Source organism: Arthrobacter sp. P1_H7 (assembly GCF_056405215.1).
This window is the reverse complement of the sequence record NZ_JBFUCO010000012.1, coordinates 88,301-109,208: the sequence shown is the minus strand read 5'-3', so window position 1 is coordinate 109,208 and position 20,908 is coordinate 88,301. Positions and strand designations below refer to the sequence as shown.

The following is a 20,908-nucleotide window of genomic DNA, read 5'->3' as shown; positions in this document are numbered from 1 at the left end:
CCTCATTTGGTGTGCAGTTCGCCGGAATGTCTCCGGTTCGCCGGAAATGTCCGGCGAACCGGGAAGCTTCCGGAGACTTCGCCGGGTTTCAGCGCCAGCCCCTAGCGCCGGGGGACGTTCCGCAGGTTGCTCCGTGCCATGCTGACGGCCTCGCCGGCGCCCCGGTTCAGGACCACTTTGGACATGGCCGTGGCGAAGCCCAGGACCTGGGCGCCCTTGATCTTCGGCGGCAGGGACAGCGCCTTGGGGTCCGTGATGAGTTCCACGAGCGACGGGCCGGGGTGGGCGAAGGCTTCCCGGTACGCGGCCTCGATGCGGGACGGATCCGTGACGCGCTCGGCGTGGAAGCCCAAGGCCCGGGCAACGTCCGCGTAGTTGGCGTCCGGGACGTCGACGCCGAAGTCGGGGAGCCCGTCCACCAGCATTTCGAGTTTCACCATGCCCAGGGTGGAGTTGTTGAAGACCACCACGTTTACGGGCAGCCGGTGCGCGGCGACGGTGATGAGCTCGCCCAGCAGCATGGACAGGCCGCCGTCGCCGGAGACCGAGACCACCTGCCGGCCGGGGTAGGCCAGTTGGGCGCCGATCGCGTGCGGCAGCGCGTTGGCCATGGACCCGTGCAGGTATGAGCCGATCAGCCGGCGGGTGCCCAGCGGGTTGATGTACCGGGCGGTCCAGACATTGCACATGCCGGTGTCCGCCGTGAAGATCGCGTCCCTCGCCGCCACCTGGTCCAGCAGCGAGGCCGCGTATTCCGGGTGGATCGGCTGTTTCGTCCCGACGTTGCGGGTGTACGCCCCCACGGCCTTGTTCATGAGCCGGTCGTGCTTCTTCAGCATGGCATCCAGGAAACGGCGGCTCTTCTTGGCCTTGACCAACGGCATGAGGGCGGAAAGGGTGGGGAGGACGTCGCCGTGCACGGCAATGTCGACGTCGGTCCGCCGCCCGAGTTTGTGCGCGGCCCGGTCCACCTGCGCCGTCCGGGTTCCGGGGAGGAACTGGTCGTACGGGAAGTCGGTGCCCAACAGGATCAGCAGGTCCGCGTCCTCGATGCCCTCGGCCGCGGCGCCGTAGCCCAGCAGCCCGGTCATGCCGATGTCGTAGGCGTTGTCGTATTGCATGAAGTCTTTGCCGCGGAGGCTGTGGCCGATCGGCGCCGCGATCAGCCCGGCGAGCGCAATCACCTCGTCGTGCGCGCCCTCGACGCCGGCACCGGCAAAGATGGCCACCTTGCCGGCGGCGTTGATGGCGTCGGCCAGTTCCTGCACACTCGCGGGGTCCGGCATCAGAGTCGCCGGCCGGAAGGTAGCCGGGGCCGGCGTTGCCGCCGTCGCCTCCAGGCCCGCGATGTCGCCCGGAAGGGTCACGACGGCGACTCCGCGGAGTCCGACGGCGTGCTGGATGGCGCTGTGCATGACCCGGGGCGCCTGCTCCGCCGTGCTGATCAGCTCGGAATAGACCGAGCATTCATTGAAGAGCCGGTCCGGGTGGGTTTCCTGGAAGAAACTGCTGCCGATCTGCTTGCTGGGGATGTGCGAGGCGATGGCCAGCACCGGCGCCCCGGAACGGTTGGCGTCGTACAGGCCGTTGATCAGGTGAAGGTTGCCCGGCCCGCAGGATCCGGCGCACACCGCGAGCCGGCCGGTCAGCTGGGCTTCCGCCGCCGCGGCAAACGCGGCCGCCTCCTCATGCCGGACATGGATCCAGTCAATACCGCCCTGTTGCGAGCCGCCGGTCTTGCGGACGGCGTCGACGATCGGGTTGAGGCTGTCCCCCACAATCCCGTAGATCCGCTGCACGCCGGCAGCCTGGAGTTGTTCGATGAGCTGGGTGGCAAGTTCCTTGGCCATGGGCGCACGCTCCCGCGAGATGGATCGATGAGCTGACACAGGCCAATATAGTCCGCCCTGCGCTCAGCCACGCCCATGGAACGCCCAGGGAACGCCGCCTCAACTCCGGCAACGGATCCCGGGCAGGCCCTAAGGGAGGTCAGTTCCCCGAGTGCGCCTGCAGGAAGGAGTAGACCTCGGTCTCGTCCACGCCCGGGAAAGCGCCCGGCGGCATGGCGGCCAGCAGGTGGGAGTGTGCCCGGGCCGAGGGCCAGGCGTTCCCGGCCCATTCGGCGGTCAGCGACGCCGGCGGCCGGCGGCAGCAGCTTTCGTCCGGGCAGGTGGACTTGGACCGCTCCGTCGTGTCCCGGCCGCGGAACCACTTCACATGCGCATACGGGACACCCACGGAGAGCGAGAACTCCCCGTTCGCGGAGCGTTCCGTCCGGGCCGTGCACCAGTACGTCCCGGCCGGGGTATCGGTGTACTGGTTGTAGGCGCTGAACTTGTCCGCCACGTCGAACACCACCCGGGACGTCCAGTTCCGGCACGAGAACTGGCCCTCGATCGCGCCGGTGTGGTCCTGCGGGAACGTCACGCCATCGTTCTCGTAGGCCTTGTAGATGATGCCGCTCTTGTGCGTCTTCTGGAAGTGGGTGCGGATGCCCAGATGCTGCGTGGCGAGGTTGGTGAACCGGTGGGCGGCGGTCTCGTAGGACACGGCAAAGGCGTCCCGGATGTCCTCGACCGCGATTTGCTTGGCCTGCTTGGCCTCCTGCAGGAATGCCACGGTGGCCTGCTCGGGCAGCATCAGTGCCGCGGCGAAGTAGTTTGTGGCCACCCGCTGCATCAGGAAGTCCCCGTAGTTGTTGGGGGTCTGGTGGCCCAGGACGTAGTGGCCCAGCGCCTGCAGCAGCACCGAACGGGGGTCGTGGTCGCTGCGTGCGTTCTGCGTGAGATAAATTCGGCGGTTCTTAAGATCCGTCACCGAACGCGTGGAATGGGGGAGGTCACCCACATGGTGGAGGCTGAATCCGAGGTGCCCGGCAATGTCCGAGATGACATGATGCGACAGCGGACCGCTCGTGTGGCCCACCGAGGCCAGGACCTTCTGCGCTTCAGCCTCGTACTCAGGGAAATAGTTGTTCCGCTCACGCATCATCGCCCGCAGTTCACCGTTCGCGCGGCGGGCCTCCTCCGGCGTCGCCACCTGCTCGTTGAGCCGGCGTTCAAGCTCATGCTGCAGCCCCACCATCGACTCCAGCACATCCATCGGAAGCCGCGAGCTGATGCGGATTTTCGGCAGGTTCAGGGACTCGTAAATGGGGCTGCGCTGGTACCGTTCCAGCTCGATTTCCAGCGCCGCGCGGCGGTTGGGCGGCTCGGCGCCGAGGAGCTCGTCGATGCTGACCCCAAGGGCCGCGGCGAGCTGCTGGAGCAGACCGAGCTTGGGCTCCCGCTTGCCGTTTTCGATCAGGCTCAGCTGGCTCGGGGCGGTCCCGACGGCGGCGCTCAGGTCATCGAGGGTGAGGCCTGCCGCCTTGCGCAGGTGGCGGACGCGGCGGCCCATGCTGATGACATCCACCTCCGGCGCTGCGGGCGCGGACGGAGAGAGAGCTTGGCGGTTCCAGCTGGTTGAGTGCATTTCTTGAGAATACGCGAAGAAGTGCGTTTCTTTCCATAGCTTTGGTCTAGTAACCCCTTGGAAAGTGAAGAAAAGTAGATCTCACGGAAAGATTCACCATCCGGGAACAACCGGCCAGGCTCTGCAGAGACGCAGACTGGCCGGGCCCGGCCCCCACCAAGGAGACAAAGATGACTGCAGCATTTGAGCCCACCCAGCAGACGCCCGAGCAGCAGGCCGCCGCACTGGAGCTCGAGTGGGCCGCCAACCCGCGCTGGGAAGGTGTGACCCGGGACTACAAAGCAACGGATGTCATCCGCCTCCGCGGCCGCGTCTCCGAAGAACACACCCTCGCCCGCCGAGGCTCCGAAAAGCTGTGGAAGCAGCTCACCGAAGAGCACAAGACCGGCGGCTACACCAACGCCCTGGGCGCCCTGACCGGCAACCAGGCCGTGCAGCAGGTCAAGGCCGGTCTCCGCGCCATCTACCTCTCCGGCTGGCAGGTCGCCGCCGACGCCAACAACTCCGGCCACACCTACCCGGACCAGTCGCTCTACCCCGCTAACTCGGTCCCCACCGTGGTCCGCCGCATCAACAACGCCCTGCTCCGCGCCGACCAGATCGAGTTCTCCGAGGGCATCCAGACGGTCGAGGACTGGATGGTTCCGATCGTGGCCGACGCCGAGGCTGGCTTCGGCGGCCCGCTGAACGCCTACGAGCTGATGAAGTCCATGATCCAGGCCGGCGCCGCGGGCGTGCACTGGGAGGACCAGCTCGCTTCGGAAAAGAAGTGCGGCCACCTCGGCGGCAAGGTCCTGATCCCCACCCAGCAGCACGTCCGGACGCTGAACGCCGCCCGGCTCGCCGCCGACGTCGCCGGTACCCCGTCCGTCATCATCGCCCGGACCGACGCCGAGGCCGCCACCCTGATCACCTCCGACGTCGATGAGCGTGACCAGGAATTCATCCTCCGCGAAGGCGGCCAGCCGGTCCGCACTCCGGAAGGCTTCTACAAGGTCCGCAACGGGATCGAACCCTGCATCGCCCGCGCCAAGGCCTACGCCCCGTACTCCGACCTCATCTGGATGGAGACCGGCACCCCGGACCTCGAGCTGGCCCGCAAGTTCGCCGAATCCGTCAAGGCCGAGTTCCCGGACCAGATGCTCTCCTACAACTGCTCGCCGTCGTTCAACTGGCGCAAGCACCTGGACGACGCCACGATCGCGAAGTTCCAGCGCGAACTCGGCGCCATGGGCTTCACGTTCCAGTTCATCACCCTGGCCGGCTTCCACGCCCTGAACTACTCGATGTTCGACCTCGCCCACGGCTACGCCCGGGAAGGCATGAGCGCGTACGTCGAGCTGCAGGAGAAGGAATTCGCCTCCGAGTCCCGCGGCTACACCGCAACCAAGCACCAGCGCGAAGTCGGCACCGGCTACTTCGACGACATCGCCACCGCGCTCAACCCGAACGCGTCCACCCTGGCCCTGGTGGGATCCACCGAAGAAGGCCAGTTCCACTAGACATCCGACGCCGGCAACTCCGCCAGCGGACCGAACACTCCTCCGCGTGCTAATCCCCATTGCCGCCTTCGCCGCTACCCATCTCAGCGAGGCGGCAATGGGGCCCCTTTTACGCACGCTTCCGGAGCATCCGTCCCGCCGTCTCCAGCGCACGTCGCCAACCGCCGTCGAACCCGCTTCTTCCTGATTAGGAGAGATTGAAATGAACAGCTTCACTGACAACTTCACTATCAACGGGATCACGTTGACCGCGCAGCCGATTTGCCGGCAGAGCGAGGTCCTGACGCCGGACGCGCTGGCGTTTATTGCCAAGCTGCACAAGGCCACGGCCGGGCGCCGTCGGGAACTGCTGCAGGCACGGCAGGAACGCCGCCAGCAGATCTCCAAGGGCCAGGACCCTCGGTTCCTGCGCGAGACCGAGTCCGTCCGCAACGACCCGAACTGGCGCGTCGCTCCCCCGGCCCCGGGTCTGGAGGACCGCCGCGTGGAAATCACCGGGCCGGTCGATAAGAAGATGACCATCAACGCGCTGAACTCAGGCGCCAAGGTGTGGCTCGCGGACATGGAGGACTCCTCCACCCCGTCCTGGCGCAACGTGATCCAGGGCCAGCTGAACCTGACGGACGCGCTGGAACGCCGGATCGACTTCACTTCACCGGAGGGCAAGGAGTACAAGCTGCGCGCCGCAGAAGACCTTCCGACGATTGTGGTCCGCCCGCGCGGCTGGCACCTGCCGGAAAAGCACATGCTCATCGACGGCACGCCCGTTGCCGGCGGGATCGTGGACTTCGGGCTGTACTTCTTCCACAACGCCCGCCGGCTGATCGCCCAGGGCAAGGGACCGTACTTCTACCTGCCGAAGATCGAGAACCACCTCGAGGCCCGGCTGTGGAACGACATCTTCATCCTGGCCCAGGACCTGCTGGGCATCCCGCAGGGCACCATCCGCGCCACCGTGCTGATCGAGACCATCACCGCGGCGTTCGAGATGGAGGAGATCCTCTACGAACTCCGCGACCACGCCGCGGGCCTGAACGCCGGCCGCTGGGACTACATCTTCTCCCTGATCAAGAACTTCCGCACCCGGGGACCGCGCTTCGTGCTCCCGGACCGCGGCCAGGTGACCATGACCCAGCCGTTCATGCGCGCCTACACCGAACAGCTCGTCCGGGCCTGCCACAAGCGCGGTGCCATGGCGATCGGCGGCATGGCCGCGGCTGTCCCCAACCGCAAAGACCAGGCTGCCAACGCGATCGCCTTCGAGAAGGTCCGCGCGGATAAGACCCGCGAGGCCGGCGACGGCTTCGACGGCTCCTGGGTGGCGCACCCGGACCTGGTGCCGGTCTGCCGCGAGGTGTTCGACGCCGTCCTCGGCGAGCGTCCGAACCAGCTCGAGCGCCTCCGCGAGGACGTCACGCCGGACGACCGCGCGCTCCTGGACATCTCCGCTACCACCGGAACCATCACCGAACAGGGCATCCGGAACAACATCGAAGTGGGGATCCGCTACATCGAGTCGTGGCTGCGCGGGAACGGCGCGGTGGCCATCCACAATCTGATGGAGGACGCCGCCACCGCGGAGATCTCCCGCTCGCAGCTGTGGCAGTGGATCTTCGCCCGGGCCATCACGGACCACGGCGATGTGGTCACCCGGGAGTGGGTGGAGGACATGCTGGACGAGGAATTCGCCAAGCTGGAGCGCTTCGAGGGGGACCGTTTCGCCGACGCGCGGGACATCTTCGAGGAAGTTACCCTCAGCAGCGAGTTCCCGGCGTTCCTGACGCTGCCGGCCTACGACCGCTTCCTGCATGAAGGGCGCGACGGCGCCGACGTCGCCGCTGGGGACACCGCGCTGGTTCCGGCGTAGGACTCCGCGTCCCGGGCAACCGGGTCCGCAAAGATTTCCGTTGGCTGGGCTGCCAGGCCCTTCGCAACAGGCACCCCGAAATCCGGGTGGCAGCCCAGCAACGGAAAACCCCCACGTACTCGACAACGGCGTCGAGACGACAGGTAAGGCCCATGTTCCTCGCGAACATGGGCCTTACCTGTCGTCTCGATTGAAATCATCCCGACGCGCGCGACAGCGAATCAATGTGGCTTCGGTACCCGGCGCAGGGACAGCGCGGTGCCCAGGATGAACGCGGCCACGGAGCACAGGATCATCAGCAGCGGTCCGGTCCAGGCACCGGTGGTCCCGTGGACGTAGCCCAGCAGGGTCGGTGCCACTGCCCCGAAGGAGTATCCCGTGCCCTGGACGACCGCGGACATCCGGGCCGCCGAGGCCTGGTCCCGCGCCAGCCGGATAATGGCCAGGAAGATCAGGGTGATGCCGCCGCCCTGGGCCACACCTCCGAAGGAGCACCACAGCCACCACAGCTCCGGTGCGAGCAGCAGGCCCACGGGTACGGTGAGCCACAGCAGCCCAAGGGTGAGGCCCACCGCCGTCGTACTGGCGAACCGGGCCGCCAGCGGCACGCCCAGTCCGCCCACGATGGCCAGGATCTGGAAGAGCGATGACCCTGCCCCGGCGGCCGCGGGCGCCATGCCGAGTTCGTCCGAGAGCAGGCTCGGCAGCCAGGCGGTCACTCCGTAGTAGGAGAACGCCTGCCCGGCGAACCCGAAGGTCAGCGCCGCCGTGATCCACCGGGAGGTGAGCTTGCCGGGACGCCGCGGGTCCGCCGCGGGGACGGCGGCAGGAATGAAGGCCCGCCGGCCAACCGCGATCACCCAGACGGCGGCGGCCGCCACCGCGAAGAGGCCACTCGCGGCAATCGCGGGCCGCCAGCCCAGGAGTTCAGCCAGCGGCGCCGACACCATGGAGGTCAGGAACGAGCCGATATTCAGCGCCGCAGTGTAGGTGCCCATTGCCGCGCCCTGCCGGGCGGGGGTGAAGTCACGCCGGATGATCAGCGGGACCACGATGTTGCCGATCGTGATGGCGACGCCGAGGATCACGGTGCCCAGCATGACCAGGGCTCCCCCGCCGGCCGAGCGGACCACGACGCCGAAAAGCACGCCGAGCAGGGTCAGGGTGATGGCGAACTCGGGCCCCAGCTTGCGCCCGGCCAGCGAGGCCAGCGGCGCGGCCAGGGCAAAGCACAGCACCGGGATGCCGGTCAGGAATCCCAATTCCACCGGGGTGAACCCGAGATCGTCCTCCAGTTGGGCGATCACCGGGGCGACGGCCACCAACGGGCCGCGCATGTTCAGCGCGATCAGCCCGATCGCGAGCATGAGGAGCCAGCCGCGCGGCGCCCGGGTCACGCCACTCACGGGATGGGCCGTCGCTCGGCGGGCGGGCTGAAATATGATTTCATCAGTCCCATTGCTATCACGGGCCCCCGCCGCGGCCGCGGAATGTGACGCTGCCGGGGCGGCTATTGGCGTGGTTATTGGCCCGTGAAATAGATCTTGCGCAGCGTCTCGGTGACGGTCCACGACGTCCGTTGCCCCTGGCGCAGCCGTACGACGTCGCCAGTGGCGACGTCCAAGGTGCTTCCGTCGTCGAGGAACACGATCCGGGCCTTCCCGCTCAGGACTACAAAGACCTCCTCGGTCTCCGTATCAATGGCAGTGCCCGGGGTCATTTCCCATACACCGACGCCGCATCCCGCCAGGTCCTCCAGCTCGTGAACCGCGGTGCGGGGATTCCCCAGGACAACCTGGTCGGCGGGTAGCGGCTGGTGCTTCAGGTCGAGGCCGAGTGCCGCGGTGTGTGCCGATGTGTCCGTCATTGATGCTGCGCCTCCTCTGTTGGGGTGAACCGGGGTGTCTAGGAGTCGAAACCCAGCCCCACGGCGTCGAGCGTTTTGAGGATCAGGTTCCGTTTGCCCGCGTTGTGATCGGCCCGGTCCATCGACCAGCGGGTCAGGTTGATCCCAATCGAGGCGAAGGGCTCGGGCGGGAACGGGAGCGGGCGTTTGCGCACCATCTCAAGGCGCGTGCGCTCGGTTTCCTGGCCGGCCAGCAGATCCAGCATGACGTCCGCGGCAAAGCGGGTGGATCCGACACCCAGACCCGTGAAGCCTGCGGCATAGGCCACCCGGCCCTTTCGTGCCGTACCGAAAAAGGTGCAGAACTGCGTGCTGGAGTCGATGGCGCCGCCCCACTTGTGGCTGAACCTCAAGCCCTCCAGCTGGGGAAAGGTCGTGAAGAAGTGGCTGGCCAGCTTCCTGAACGTTTCCTCGCGGTCCTCGTACGCCTCCTTGACCTCCCGCCCTGCGTAATAGATGGCGTCGTAGCCGCCGAACAGAATGCGGTTGTCCTTGCTGAGGCGGTAGTAGTGGAATTGGTTGGCCATGTCGCCGATGCCTTGGCGTTCCTTCCAGCCAATGGCTTCGAGCTGTTCGTCCGTGAGCGGCTCGGTCATGAGTGCGTAGTCGTAGACCGGCACGGTCATGAAGCTGTTCCGTTTCAGGAGGGAGGGGAAGACGTTGGTGGCCAGGGCTACTCGCTTGGCACGCACGCCGCCCGATCCCGTGTGCACGCGGACGCCGTCGGATAGCTCCTCCAGCCCGCTGACGCGGGACTCTTCAAAGATTTGCACGCCCAGCTCTGTCACTGCACGGGCCAGTCCCGCGGCCAGTTTGGCGGGATGGAGCATCGCGGCCCCGTCCTTGTGCCACCGGCCGGCGAGGTAGGTTGGCGAATTCACCGACGCGCGCATGGCATCCGTGTCGAGGAACACCCCACCCCCGCCTTCGCCCTTGAGCCATTCAACGTGGTGCGGCTCCACGGCCACGTTGAACTCGCCTGTGCGCTCGAAGTCGCAATCGATCTGATAGCGCTCCACGGTCTCTTGGATCCCGTCCAGGTTTTCCATTCCCAGTCGCTCCAACTGGTCCAGTTCCTTGGGCCAGCGGTTTTTGCCGTTCTCATAGCCATGCGTCAGACTCGCAACGCAGAACCCGCCATTGCGGCCGGACGCCGCCCAGCCAACGCGTTGCGCCTCGACGACGATCACGTCCAGTTCCGGGTTGCGTTCTTTGGCCCGCAGGGCCGTCCACAGGCCGGTGTAGCCCGCGCCCACTACTACCAGATCGGCCTGAAGCTCACCATCAAGCTGGGGGTACCGGACTACGTCAGCGCCCAGGTCGTCGATCCAGAATGGTCGGTGCACGGTGTCCGCCAAAGCCTGCTCAACAATTGCCGAACCCGGGAAGTTCCGCTCAAAAACGGTTGTATGCACTTGAATCTCTCCTATATGTGGGTGCCCGGGGCACCCTGTTGTGGGTGCCCCGGGCACCGCCTGCGGCGCAGGGCGCCGGGCATTGATGTCGAATTAAACGGGTTGCTCTTCCCAGAGGGCCCGCGGCCTTGAGCCGATGAGCGTGCGGGTGTAGTCGTGGGCGGGCGCCGACAAGATCTTCGCCGTGGACCCTTGCTCCACGATCTGACCTTGCTGCAGCACGAGAAGCTCCGCGCACAGCCTGGAGACCACGGCAAGATCATGGGTCACGAAGAGAATGGTCAGGCCCAGCTGCGCACGCACCTCCTCCACGAGCTCCAGCACTTGCGCCTGGACCGAGACGTCCAGGGCACTGGTGGCCTCGTCCAGGACCAGCAGCTTGGGCCGCGCAGCGAGGGCCTTGGCAATCGCCACGCGCTGCCGCTGCCCGCCCGAAAGTGCCCGCGGTTTGGAGTCGAAGCGCTCCGGGCCGATGCCCACGCGTTCGAGAAGCTCCCGGGCGCTCTGCACGGCGTCTGCCCGCCCCTGTCCCTGGTGGAGCCGGAAAACATCCGCCACCGCCTTACCCACGGCAATCCTCGGATCCAGGGAAAGGTAGGGATCCTGGAAGACAATCTGAACGTCTTTGGCCAGGAGCTTGCGTTCACCCGCCCGGAGGGGGCGTTGCGGACGGACCCGGCCGTTGATCACGAGTTCGCCCTCATCGGCCGTCTCGAGCGCAACAATCATCCGAGCCAACGTGGATTTGCCCGAACCTGACTCGCCCACAACGCCCACGGAACCGCCACGGGCAAGGGTGAACGTGGCATCGTTCAGGGCGGTCAGCATTTCACCGCCCGGCAACTCATAGTGCCGGCCCAGGCCCTTGACCGAGAGCAGCGGCATGGTGCCGTCGGCCGCGGGCGCTGTCGGGACCTTGTCGATCTCGATGCGCGGCGTGGCGCCGACCAACTGGCGGGTGTAGTCCGCCTGCGGGCTCAAGAACACGTCGCATGCCGCGCCATGCTCCACAACTTCGCCCTTGCGCAACACGTAGACCCGATCGCACAGGGAGGCGGCGAGGTTCAGGTCGTGCGTGATGAACAGCATGCCCATGCCCCGCGCCTGTTGCTGTTCGCGCAGCAATTCGAGAATCCCGGCCTGAGTGGTGACGTCCAGGGCCGTGGTCGGCTCGTCGCACAAGAGCAGTTCGGGCGAATCGAGCAGCGCGGCCGCAATCATGACACGCTGGAGCATGCCCCCGGACAGCTGGTGCGGATACTGCCGCATCATCTCTTTGGTCCGCCGCAGGCCCACCTGTTCCAGCTGCGTGATGGCCCGCTCGACCGATTCTTCCCGGCTCAGGCCACGCCATCTCACCAGCGTCTCGGTGAGGAAATCCCCCACCGTGCGTACCGGGTTGATGCCGGCGCGCGGGTCCTGGAAGATCATGGAGGCGTGGTTGCGGCGCAGTTGCAGCAACTTGGCCGCCGGGGCACTCGTCGTGTCCAGGCCCTGTACCTTCACGGACCCGGAAAGCCTGGAGGTTTCCGGAAAGAGCCCCAGAGCGGCCCGGGTGGTGAGCGATTTCCCGGAACCAGATTCGCCCACCAGGGCGACGGCCTCGCCGTCGTCGACGTGCAGTGAGACCTCGTTCAGGAGCGCCCCGCGGCCGGGGAAGTGCAGCGTGAACTGGTCAATTTCAAGGAGCTTGCTCATGAAAGCTTGCCTCCAATCCGGTCGGAGAGTTCCTCACCGATGACGTTGATGGACACGACAATAAGAACGACGACGAGCGCGGGCAGAAGGGCCGGCAGCACATGGCCGCCGAGCAGTGCGCCCCGGGCCTCCTCGATCATGGCTCCCCAGTCGGAGGTTGGCGGCTGGATGCCGAGGCCAATAAAGGACAGTGCCGCGAGGTCGGCGAGCACATAGCCGAAGTTGAGCGTGGACTGGGCGCCAACGGTGGGCACCAGGTTTGGCATCACCCGTCCCAGCACCACCCAGGGAGTCCGGAATCCCAGCACCCGGTAGGCCTGGACATATGGCCGGCTCCGTTCGGCGACCACCAACTGCTGCGTCAAACGCGCTACGTACGGGATGTAGCTGATGGTCATGGCCAGGATCGGCGCCATGAGGCCCTTGCCGAAGATGGCAATGGCCAGCATGGCGAGCAGCAGTGCGGGGAAGGCGAAGAGCAGGTCGAAGACGCGGGTCAGGATCCTGCTGATCCAGCCGTCCGTCCATCCGGCTGCCAGGCCCAAGAGCAGGCCCAGGACCGTGGACGCTGCCACCACAATCAACGGGCCGACGAGCGAGGTACGCCCCCCGAACATGAGGCGGCTGAGCAGGTCGCGGCCCAGGGCATCGGTGCCGAGCAAGTGGGCGCTGCTCGGCCCGCTCAGCACGCTGGAAAGATCGACGAAGTCCGGATCGTACGGGGCCAGGACCGGGGCGAGCAGGGAGAGAAGCACGACGACGAGCGTTACCGTCACTGCCACCCAACCCGTGACCGACAGGAGGCTTCCGTAGCGGCGGGTCCTCAGGAGGGGAAGCGTTCCTGTGAGAGTCATCGGGACTCCGTTCCTGCGGCGATCCGCGGGTCAATGAGGGGTTGGATGAGATCGACTACCGTGTTGGCCAGGACGAATGCCGTGACAATGATCATGACGATCGCCTGAACCACCGCGAAGTCGAGCCGGTCGATCGACTGGACCAGAAGCTGGCCGATCCCGGTCAGGCCGAATGTCTGTTCCACGATGGCGCTGGAGACCAGAAGGCCGGCGATCAGTACACCGCTCACTGTCAGGATGGGGCCGAGGGCGTTGCGGAGCACGTGCCGGAACACCACGGAACTGCGTGTGAGGCCGCGGCTGGTGGCCACCTCCACGTGTTCGCGGGTGAGTTGTTCGTTCATTGAGGAACGCGTCACCCGGGCCATGAAGGCAATGAAGGTCACGCCCAGCGCCAGGGCAGGGAGTGTCAGGTGCCAAAGCCGGCTCGGCCCTTCATCACCGCTGCCGAAGGAAGGAAACCACCCCAACTGGACCGCGAAGAGGGCGGTCAGGGCAATCGCCGCAACGAACGGGGGTATGGCACCGGCTGCCGTGACCGTGATGAGGATGAAGCGGTCCCAGCCGCCCTTGTTCAAGCTTGCGAGCATGCCGGCAATGAGGCCCAGGACTGTGATGAAGACGGCGGCCAGGGCCACGAGTTCCAGCGTCACAGGCAGGCGGTTGAGCAGCACATCGCTCACGCTCTGGCGGTAGGTCAGCGAGCGGCCCCAGTCACCGTGGAGGATGCCTCCGATCCACGTGAAATACTGCTCGATCGGAGGCTTGTCCAGGCCGAACTGCTTGGTGATCTCCGCGAGGGCCTCCGGTTTGGGGCTCCGGCCGCGCAGGAGGAAGCGCGCCGGGTCGCCCGGCAGGACAAAGCGTGAGAAGAACACGATCAGTGAGGCGAAGAACATGGTGATCAGCAGCGTTCCTACCTTGCGGAGCACCAGGGCTAATGGTGCCGCCGTCGGGCTTTTCTTCGTTGCGGGGGTCGGCGGGGCGGGTGGTGCTGCCAGTTGGGTCACAGCCACGGCTACCGGCCTCCAATCGTTGCTGCCCAGGGGTAGTACATGTAGTTGATCGACGGCGTCACGCCCGTGATGCGCTTGCCGAGCCACAGTGCGGTGACGGTCTCATAGAGCGGGGACCAGACCACGTCCTGGCTGGCGATTTTCGCCGCCTGGGCCGTGAGCCGGTTTCGCTCGGCGTCGTCTTCGGTGCCGACCGCGCTGTTGATGAGTTGGTCATACTCGGCGTTGGACCAGCCACCGTAATTGCTGAAATCGCCGGTACGCAGCACGGAGTACATTTCAAGGGGTTCGGCGCTGGAGAGGTACCAGGACGTCTCGAAGAGATCGACACCCTTGCGGGCCTCGGGGTCGGAGAACAGCGTCGTGTACTTGTCATTTGACATGGTCTGAATCTCCGGTGCCAGGCCGATTTCCCGGGCAGCCGAAGCAACGGCACGCGAGGTGATGTCGAAGGCCGCGGTGAGGGACGCCGTCGCGTAGACGAACTTCTTGCCTGTAGCGCCGGCTTCCTTGATGAGGCGCCTGGCCTCATCAAGGTTGTATTCCTGTTTGTCGAGCGATTCGAAGGCCGAATTGACCGTGGAAGGCTGGGCACCCACCCATACGTTCTTGGTGGTCAGCGCATCGGTCGTCGTTCCGTAGCCCTGTTCTGCCGCCTGTAGGAGCGCTTCACGGTTGATGGCCATCATGAGGGCCTTGCGGACCCGGACGTCACCGAAGACGCCGTTGAGATTTGATGTGACCAGGCTTTGCACCGAAGTGTCGTTGCCAAAGTAGACGTTTCCGGCGTCTGTGTTGGCTTTGAGGATGTCCAGTGCGTTGGAGGGAACCTGCCAACTGCCATCGATCTCGCCGGTCTGCAGGGCGTTAACCCGTGCGTTGGCGTCGGGGAGGATCTTAAAGGTCATCTCCTTCGCCTTGGCCCTGAGGCTTTGGTCCCAGTAGTCGTCGAAGCGCTTGAGCGTGATGCCCTCCCCGGCGTCCCAGTGGTCAAATTCAAAGGGGCCCGTGCAATTCACGCCTGTGGTGGCGTTGCCGTAGTCCGCGCCGTCCTTGGCGAGGGTCTTGGCGGATTCCACGACGCCGGGCGCCCCGACCAGCGCGGAGTTCAAGGCGTAATCCGGGACACTGGTGGTGATGGTGACCTCGTAGTCGCCGGTCTTCTGGATGTCGGCCACTCGTTCAAAGGAGGAAGCCCAGAAGGAACCGACCTTCTCATCGACATGCCGCTTGAGCGAGGCCACCACGTCCGCGGCCGTCAGGAGGCTGCCGTCGTGGAAGTGGACTCCCTGCCGGATGGTGTACACCCAAGTCAGGTCGTCAGGGTGCTCAAATTTGGTTGCCAGCCCCGGCGCAGAGGTCAGGTCGGGGTTCCAACGGAAGAGCGATTCGCACATGTTTGCGAGGACCTGGTTGTCCGGGTAGTCGAACGCGTAGGCGTAGTCGAGCGAAAACGGCTCGGCGTAGAGCGCCCAGCTGAACTGGTCAATTTCCTTGTTGGGTTTGGGCGTCGAATTGCTCAGGGTGAATTTGGCGGCGACGGTGCCGCCCGCAGTTGTGCCGCACCCGCTGAGCATGAGGCCAATGGCCGAGCAACCAGCGACGACGGCGCCCAGCCGTCGACGCGATGTGCGTGTGGGAGCCATGCGCTTCCTTCCTCTAATCATGAATGGCGTCCCGGTTCTATGACGGATCCAGCCGGGCAAAGACGCGCTCGCCGGCAATCCAGGTTTCGTCCACTTGGGCGGTGTGCAGTTCCTCCGCGGGGATGTCGAAGAGGTTCCGGTCAAGGATCGCCAGGTCGGCGAGGGCCCCGGGGCGGATGATGCCGGTGTCGGAGTCCAGGTGGTTGATCCATGCGGTGCCCTGGGTGTAGGCATCAAGGATCTGCTTGAGGGAGAGTTTGTGGTGTTCCGGGCCGAGCGGTTGCTGCGCGCCACCTGGCTCCACTCTGTTTACGGCAACGTGGATGGCCAGGACGGGGTTGGGCGACGAGACTGCCCAATCACTTCCCGCGGCAAGATGTGCCCCTGCCGCCGCGAGTTCGCCGAAGGGGTAGTGCCTTTCCTCAGCATCGGCCTCCAGGAAAGGCAGCGTCAGTACGTCCAATTGTTCTTCGTGGCAGGCCCAGAGTGCTTGGAGGTTGGCTGCTGCCCCGAGGGCCGCGAAACGCGGCACGTCCGCCGTGCGGACCACCTGAAGGTGGGCGAGATGGTGGCGGTTAGTGCCGGGGCCATTGACAGTGCGTGCCTGCTCGACGGCGTCGAGCGCATTGGTGACGGCGCGGTCGCCCAGTGCGTGGAAGTGGACCTGGAACCCGTTGGCGTCGAGGTCTGTGACGAACTCCCGCAACTGCGCAGGGTCAAAGAACTCGATGCCGTGGTTGTCCGTGTGGTGTCCGTGGCGATCGCGGTACGGCGTGTGCATGGCGGCTGTGAAGTTCTCCGCCACCCCATCCACCATGACCTTCACCGTTGCCGCGGACAACCGCAGCGGATCGCAGGCGTCGGCGACACGATCGCGGCGCGCCAGGATTTCCGCGAGCTGTCCCCGGCCGGCTGAGCGATCCCACCACTGCGCTGCCCGGACGCGGACCCGGAGATCATCGGCGTCGAGCGCCTTGAGGTAAGTCTCCAGGGTGTCCCCGAATGGGCTCTGGGAGGTACCCACCCAGGCATCCTGCCACGCCGTGATGCCATAGGAGAGCATGAGCTCCTGCGCCCAGAGCAACCCTTCGTAGGCCTGTTCCGGGGAGATGCCCGGGTGCACGTGGTCAAAGAGTCCCATCGCACCCTCATGGATGGTGCCTGCGGGGTAGCCGTCGGCCTCACGTTCGAGACGGCCGCCGTCGGGGTCCGGCGTCCCGGCGTCGATCCCCGCCAGTTCGAAGGCCTTTGTGTTGGCCCAGGCCCCGTGGTGGTCCCGGTTCTGGACCAGCACCGGGCGGTCAGATACCACCGCGTCCAGCATCTGCCGGGTGGGCGTCCCACCGGGAAAGCAGTCCATCGACCAGCCCGCGCCGATGATCCACGGCTCGTCTGGATGTGACTCGGCGTAGCGGCGCACCGCGGCCACTGCGTCCTCGGCACTGGTGGTCTGGGTGAGGTCGCACTGCAGGTGTTCGACGCCGGCCATGATCGGGTGGACGTGGGCATCTTGAAACCCGGGGACGAGGAGGCGTCCGCGCAGGTCCACGCGGTTTGTGGCGCTGGTGACCAGCGAGGCTAATTCCGCGCCGTCCCCTACTGCCAGTACACGCCCGCCGGCAACAGCCAGGGCGGCGCGGACAGGGCGCTCGTCCTCGCCCGTGTATATCCAACCGTTCTCAAAAATCGTCTCAGCGCAGGCCATGGGTTCCCTTCCTCGCAAACGTCTGGTGTCCTGCGTCACACTATGTGGCTAAAAACAGTATGTCAACGGCGTTGACAACGGCAATGACAATACCTTTGACTAGGAGTGCCGGGACTCGTGTACCGTGGGGATCGCACGCAGGGAAGAGAACTTCAGGAGAGGCGGTGATACGTGGCCCAGCCCAGGCCCGGTCGAGTCGAGGAACAACCCACGGACCGTCGAGTACGTCTCGATGCAGACATGATCGTCGACGCCGTGCTGGAACTTGCACGGGACGAACCCCAGTCCCGCTTCACGTTCAAAAGCCTCGGCGAGGCACTCGATGTGAACCCCACCGCCATGTACCGCCACTTCCGCAACCGGGACGCGATCCTGCGCGCGGCGCTGGACAGGCTCTTCTCCATGGCGCTTGAAGAAGCAACCGCTTCAGACGCGCCCCTGGACTGGCGGCCCCGCCTGGAGCGCTACCTCCACACCCTGATCGAAGTCTTCATCAAGTACCCGTCGATTGGCTGCGATGCCTTTGCCACCGACACCTTCGGCCAGGGCGAACTTCACTGCATCGAATTCGTCCTCGGTTGCCTGCGGGACGCCGGTCTATCCGGGGACCGGCTGGTGCACTACTACGGCGCGCTGGAGAGCTACACCCTGGGGCACGGATCCGGCATCGCCCAGGAAGTGCTGGCCAAACCGAGCTCGGACGGCCACGAGCCCTGGCTCCAGGCGGTTGCAGTCGCTTCGGTCAGCGGCTTCCCGCTGATCGAGGAACACCGCGATCGCCTCCTGGGGCTTGACGGCCTGAACGTCTTCTCCGCGGGCCTCAGCGCCATTCTCGATTCCGCCGAGCGCGAGGGCACCCGCTAGCCGGGAACCCGCCAACAGGGGGTCCGGTAGTAGGGAGCCGCGTCACGGGCGTCGCCCCGGCATCAACTACCCATCCATCCCCCGAGGGAGCATCATGTACCAATTCATCAACGGCCGCACCGAGCAGGGCACTTCCACCCACACGCACGACGTCGTGAACCCCGCCACCGGCGGGGTTGTGGCCACCGTGGACCTTGCCAGTGCGGCCGACGTTGACCGCGCTGTCGCGGCAGCCCGCGCGGCCTTCGCCACGTGGGCCCGCACGACACCGGGCGAACGGTCCGCGATACTGCACCGTTTCGCGTCGATCCTGACGGAGCGGGCCGAGGAATTCGCCCGTGTGGAGAGCAGCCAGACCGGCAAACCCCTGCGGTTGACCAGGGGTTTTGACGTCCCGGGCACGATCGACAACATTGAGTTCTTCGCTGGCGCCGCGCGCCACCTTGAAGGCAAGGCAACGGCCGAGTATTCGCCCGGGCACACGTCCAGCATTCGTCGCGAACCCATCGGCGTGGTGGGCTCAATTGCACCCTGGAACTATCCGCTGCAGATGGCGGCATGGAAGATTCTTCCGGCCATCGCTGCGGGCAACACGATCGTCCTCAAGCCGGCCGAGATCACGCCCCTGACATCGGTAATGTTCGCCCAAGTGCTCAGCGACGCCGGGCTGCCGCCCGGCGTCGTCAACGTCCTGGTGGGCACCGGTCCCGAAGTGGGCGCGGCACTGATGCGCCACGAAGGCGTAGACATGGTTTCCTTCACCGGATCCACCGCGATCGGCCGCACCGTGCTGGAAGCCGCGGCCCTCAACACCAAGCGGGTTCATCTCGAGCTGGGCGGCAAGGCGCCGTTCGTGGTCTTCGAGGACGCCGACGTGGACGCCGCAGTGCACGGCGCGGTCGCCGGGAGCCTGATCAACTCGGGCCAGGACTGCACGGCGGCCACACGGGCCATTGTGCACCGTTCCATCTATCAGGAATTCGTGGACAAGCTCGCGACGCGTTTCCGGGACATCCGCCTGGGCTTGCAGGACGACGAGGGCGCGGACCTCGGTTCTTTGGTCTCGCTCAAGCACCGCGAGCACGTCGCCGGAATGGTTGAGCGTGCCCGCGGCTATGCGAAGGTGCTCACCGGCGGCGAAATCCCCAGCGAAGGCGTCTTGGCCCGGGGTGCCTTCTACCCGCCAACGCTCATCATTGACGCCGCCCCGGACAGCGAGATCGTCAAGGATGAAGTGTTCGGCCCGGTGCTGGTGGTATTGCCTTTCGACGACGATGACGAGGCCATCCGCCTGGCCAACGACACTGTCTACGGGCTGGCGGCCTCCGCTTGGACCAGCAATGTGCACCGGGCCATGCGCGCGACCCGGGAGATCAACGCGGGCTGCGTGTGGGTCAATGACCACATCCCGATCATCTCCGAGATGCCCCACGGCGGCTTCAAGCAGTCCGGCTTCGGCAAGGACATGTCCGCCTACTCCTTCGAGGAGTACACCCAGGTCAAGCACGTGATGTTCGAGCTGAGCGGCAGCGCGGAAAAGGACTGGCACCGCACCATTTTCAAGCTGCGCTGAAAATTCCGGGCGAGGGCCGGGGCCGGCGGACCCTAGCCCGTGGCCTGCAGGGTCGCCTCAATGACGGCGGGTGAGAGCACGTGCTGCGTGACCATCTGGCTGGCGCCGAGGATGGCGGCCTGGTCGCCGGCCCGGGACACGCCGATCCGCAGATGCGTCGTGGCCAGCGGCAGCGAGCGCCGGTAAACCACTTCGCGGACGCCGGCCATCAGATGCTCTCCGGCTTGGCCGAGGCTGCCGCCGATCACAATCACCGAGGGGTTCAGGAGGTTCACGACCGTGGAGAGGACGTCGCCGAGGTCCCGGCCGGCCTGCCGCAGCGCCTGGATGGCCTGCAGGTTGCCCTCCGCGACGAGGCGCAGCACGTCGCCGCCGTCGTGCGCCGGCAAGCCCTGCTGCGTCAGCGTCTTGGCGACGGCGGGCCCGGACGCCAGTGCTTCGAGGCACCCGTAGTTCCCGCAACGGCACAGCACGTCATCGCCACGCGGAACCCGGACGTGTCCGAGGTCGCCGGCCGTCCCGTTGGCTCCGCGCTGGAGCTGGCCGCTGCTGATGATGCCCGCCCCAATGCCGGTGGCCACCTTGATGAACAGGAAGTTTTCGTCGTCGGGCCAGTGCGCCGTGCGCTCCCCCAGCGCCATGATGTTCACGTCGTTGTCCACCAGGACCGGCACCGGAAGGGACCGCTGGACATGGCGGACGACGTCGAACCCGTCCCAGCCGGGCATGATCGGCGGCTTCACCGGCATGCCGGTGGCGTGTTCCACGGGTCCGGGCAGCCCGATCCCGGCGCCGGCCAGGTCCGCGGTGCCGCGGCCGGCCCCGCCGAGCAGCCGTAGCCCTTCCTCGATCACTCGGTCCAAGACAACCACCGGGCCGTCGGCGACGTCCTGTGCCAGGCGGCGCTCCGCGAGCACTTTTCCGTTGAGATCGGTGACGGCGATGATCACATGGGTGGCGCCGACGTCGACCGCCAGGACGACGCGGGCGGCGGGGTTGAAGGCAAAGCGCGACGGCGGGCGGCCGCCGCTGGAGCTCGCCTCCCCAGCGGGGCCAACCAGCCCGGAGACCATCAGCGCGTCGATACGGGACGCAACAGTGGACCGGGCCAGCCCGGTGGTCAGGGCCAGTTCCGCGCGGGTCCGGGCCTTGCCGTCGCGCAGGAGTTGGAAGAGGTCTCCGGCGCGGGACAGGCTGCCGCCGGCTTCGGGGGCTGGGGGTTCGGTGCCGGGGGGCGTACTCATGAGTAAGTGATAGCACGAAGACCTTCTGCATGTCACGCTTCACAAAGTTTGACACGTAGTTTCCAACTTTTGCTTGACGTCCGGCAAAAGTGTCTCTAGCTTTGGCTGTGAGCCAGATCACCGGCCTGGGCAGCCTGGCTGTCA

15 protein-coding genes are annotated in these 20,908 nt (G+C 66.2%); 4 read left to right on the top strand and 11 right to left on the bottom strand.

Annotated elements, in window-relative coordinates:
- Positions 1-101 precede the first annotated feature (101 nt).
- Both AC1DXI_RS13810 and AC1DXI_RS13805 read right to left on the bottom strand, forming a co-directional pair.
- Positions 102-1,850, bottom strand: coding sequence for a pyruvate dehydrogenase (locus AC1DXI_RS13810; protein WP_476939111.1), 1,749 nt, complete (start codon positions 1,848-1,850; stop codon positions 102-104).
- 139 nt (positions 1,851-1,989) lie between these two features.
- Complete coding sequence (locus AC1DXI_RS13805) at positions 1,990-3,474, bottom strand: helix-turn-helix domain-containing protein (RefSeq protein ID WP_476939110.1); 1,485 nt, start codon at positions 3,472-3,474, stop codon at positions 1,990-1,992.
- Positions 3,475-3,644: 170 nt separating this feature from the next.
- On the opposite strand from AC1DXI_RS13805, the gene aceA reads away from it, so the two are divergent.
- Positions 3,645-4,976: an isocitrate lyase gene (gene aceA, locus AC1DXI_RS13800; RefSeq protein ID WP_018774359.1), complete on the top strand. Its 1,332-nt coding sequence runs from the start codon at positions 3,645-3,647 to the stop codon at positions 4,974-4,976.
- Positions 4,977-5,178: 202 nt separating this feature from the next.
- Positions 5,179-6,843, top strand: a complete 1,665-nt coding sequence (aceB, locus tag AC1DXI_RS13795; RefSeq protein WP_476939109.1) for a malate synthase A — start codon at positions 5,179-5,181, stop codon at positions 6,841-6,843.
- Positions 6,844-7,064: 221 nt separating this feature from the next.
- Here the strand turns inward: aceB and AC1DXI_RS13790 are convergent, their stop codons facing one another.
- From AC1DXI_RS13790 to AC1DXI_RS13755, 8 genes are all read right to left on the bottom strand, one after another.
- Entirely contained in the window at positions 7,065-8,210 is a 1,146-nt protein-coding gene (locus tag AC1DXI_RS13790) for an MFS transporter (protein ID WP_476939188.1), read from the bottom strand.
- Positions 8,211-8,365: 155 nt separating this feature from the next.
- Positions 8,366-8,710, bottom strand: coding sequence for a cupin domain-containing protein (locus tag AC1DXI_RS13785; protein ID WP_476939108.1), 345 nt, complete (start codon positions 8,708-8,710; stop codon positions 8,366-8,368).
- Positions 8,711-8,748: 38 nt separating this feature from the next.
- Positions 8,749-10,164, bottom strand: a complete 1,416-nt coding sequence (locus AC1DXI_RS13780; protein ID WP_476939107.1) for an NAD(P)/FAD-dependent oxidoreductase — start codon at positions 10,162-10,164, stop codon at positions 8,749-8,751.
- Positions 10,165-10,257: 93 nt separating this feature from the next.
- On the bottom strand, positions 10,258-11,862 hold the full coding sequence (locus AC1DXI_RS13775; protein ID WP_476939106.1) for a dipeptide ABC transporter ATP-binding protein: 1,605 nt from the start codon (positions 11,860-11,862) through the stop codon (positions 10,258-10,260).
- On the bottom strand, positions 11,859-12,716 hold the full coding sequence (locus AC1DXI_RS13770) for an ABC transporter permease (RefSeq protein WP_476939105.1): 858 nt from the start codon (positions 12,714-12,716) through the stop codon (positions 11,859-11,861). The genes AC1DXI_RS13775 and AC1DXI_RS13770 overlap by 4 nt, the downstream gene beginning before the upstream one ends.
- Positions 12,713-13,732 carry an ABC transporter permease gene (locus AC1DXI_RS13765; RefSeq protein WP_476939104.1) on the bottom strand — a complete coding sequence of 340 codons (1,020 nt, stop codon included), beginning with the start codon at positions 13,730-13,732 and terminating at the stop codon, positions 12,713-12,715. Before AC1DXI_RS13765 ends, AC1DXI_RS13770 begins: the two co-directional genes overlap by 4 nt.
- Positions 13,733-13,734: 2 nt before the next feature.
- Entirely contained in the window at positions 13,735-15,378 is a 1,644-nt protein-coding gene (locus AC1DXI_RS13760; protein WP_476939103.1) for an ABC transporter substrate-binding protein, read from the bottom strand.
- Positions 15,379-15,415: 37 nt separating this feature from the next.
- Positions 15,416-17,083, bottom strand: coding sequence for an amidohydrolase (locus tag AC1DXI_RS13755; RefSeq protein ID WP_476939102.1), 1,668 nt, complete (start codon positions 17,081-17,083; stop codon positions 15,416-15,418).
- A 240-nt stretch (positions 17,084-17,323) separates the two neighbouring features.
- On the opposite strand from AC1DXI_RS13755, the gene AC1DXI_RS13750 reads away from it, so the two are divergent.
- Positions 17,324-17,947: a TetR/AcrR family transcriptional regulator gene (locus AC1DXI_RS13750; RefSeq protein WP_476939101.1), complete on the top strand. Its 624-nt coding sequence runs from the start codon at positions 17,324-17,326 to the stop codon at positions 17,945-17,947.
- 94 nt (positions 17,948-18,041) lie between these two features.
- Positions 18,042-19,520, top strand: coding sequence for a gamma-aminobutyraldehyde dehydrogenase (locus AC1DXI_RS13745; protein WP_476939100.1), 1,479 nt, complete (start codon positions 18,042-18,044; stop codon positions 19,518-19,520).
- Positions 19,521-19,552: 32 nt separating this feature from the next.
- Here AC1DXI_RS13745 and AC1DXI_RS13740 read toward each other — a convergent pair whose 3' ends face one another.
- Entirely contained in the window at positions 19,553-20,764 is a 1,212-nt protein-coding gene (locus AC1DXI_RS13740) for an ROK family transcriptional regulator (RefSeq protein ID WP_476939099.1), read from the bottom strand.
- Positions 20,765-20,908 lie beyond the last annotated feature (144 nt).

What these genes read in the sequence shown, in the direction of transcription:
- AC1DXI_RS13805 (WP_476939110.1), bottom strand. Translation starts at nt 3,474, where the DNA reads ATGCACTCAACCAGCTGGAACCGCCAAGCTCTCTCTCCGTCCGCGCCC.
- aceB (WP_476939109.1), top strand. Translation starts at nt 5,179, where the DNA reads ATGAACAGCTTCACTGACAACTTCACTATCAACGGGATCACGTTGACC.
- AC1DXI_RS13785 (WP_476939108.1), bottom strand. Translation starts at nt 8,710, where the DNA reads ATGACGGACACATCGGCACACACCGCGGCACTCGGCCTCGACCTGAAG.
- AC1DXI_RS13775 (WP_476939106.1), bottom strand. Translation starts at nt 11,862, where the DNA reads ATGAGCAAGCTCCTTGAAATTGACCAGTTCACGCTGCACTTCCCCGGC.
- aceA (WP_018774359.1), top strand. Translation starts at nt 3,645, where the DNA reads ATGACTGCAGCATTTGAGCCCACCCAGCAGACGCCCGAGCAGCAGGCC.
- AC1DXI_RS13750 (WP_476939101.1), top strand. Translation starts at nt 17,324, where the DNA reads ATGATCGTCGACGCCGTGCTGGAACTTGCACGGGACGAACCCCAGTCC.
- AC1DXI_RS13790 (WP_476939188.1), bottom strand. Translation starts at nt 8,210, where the DNA reads ATGCTCGCGATCGGGCTGATCGCGCTGAACATGCGCGGCCCGTTGGTG.
- AC1DXI_RS13760 (WP_476939103.1), bottom strand. Translation starts at nt 15,378, where the DNA reads ATGGCTCCCACACGCACATCGCGTCGACGGCTGGGCGCCGTCGTCGCT.
- AC1DXI_RS13740 (WP_476939099.1), bottom strand. Translation starts at nt 20,764, where the DNA reads ATGAGTACGCCCCCCGGCACCGAACCCCCAGCCCCCGAAGCCGGCGGC.
- AC1DXI_RS13770 (WP_476939105.1), bottom strand. Translation starts at nt 12,716, where the DNA reads ATGACTCTCACAGGAACGCTTCCCCTCCTGAGGACCCGCCGCTACGGA.
- AC1DXI_RS13810 (WP_476939111.1), bottom strand. Translation starts at nt 1,850, where the DNA reads ATGGCCAAGGAACTTGCCACCCAGCTCATCGAACAACTCCAGGCTGCC.
- AC1DXI_RS13755 (WP_476939102.1), bottom strand. Translation starts at nt 17,083, where the DNA reads ATGGCCTGCGCTGAGACGATTTTTGAGAACGGTTGGATATACACGGGC.
- AC1DXI_RS13745 (WP_476939100.1), top strand. Translation starts at nt 18,042, where the DNA reads ATGTACCAATTCATCAACGGCCGCACCGAGCAGGGCACTTCCACCCAC.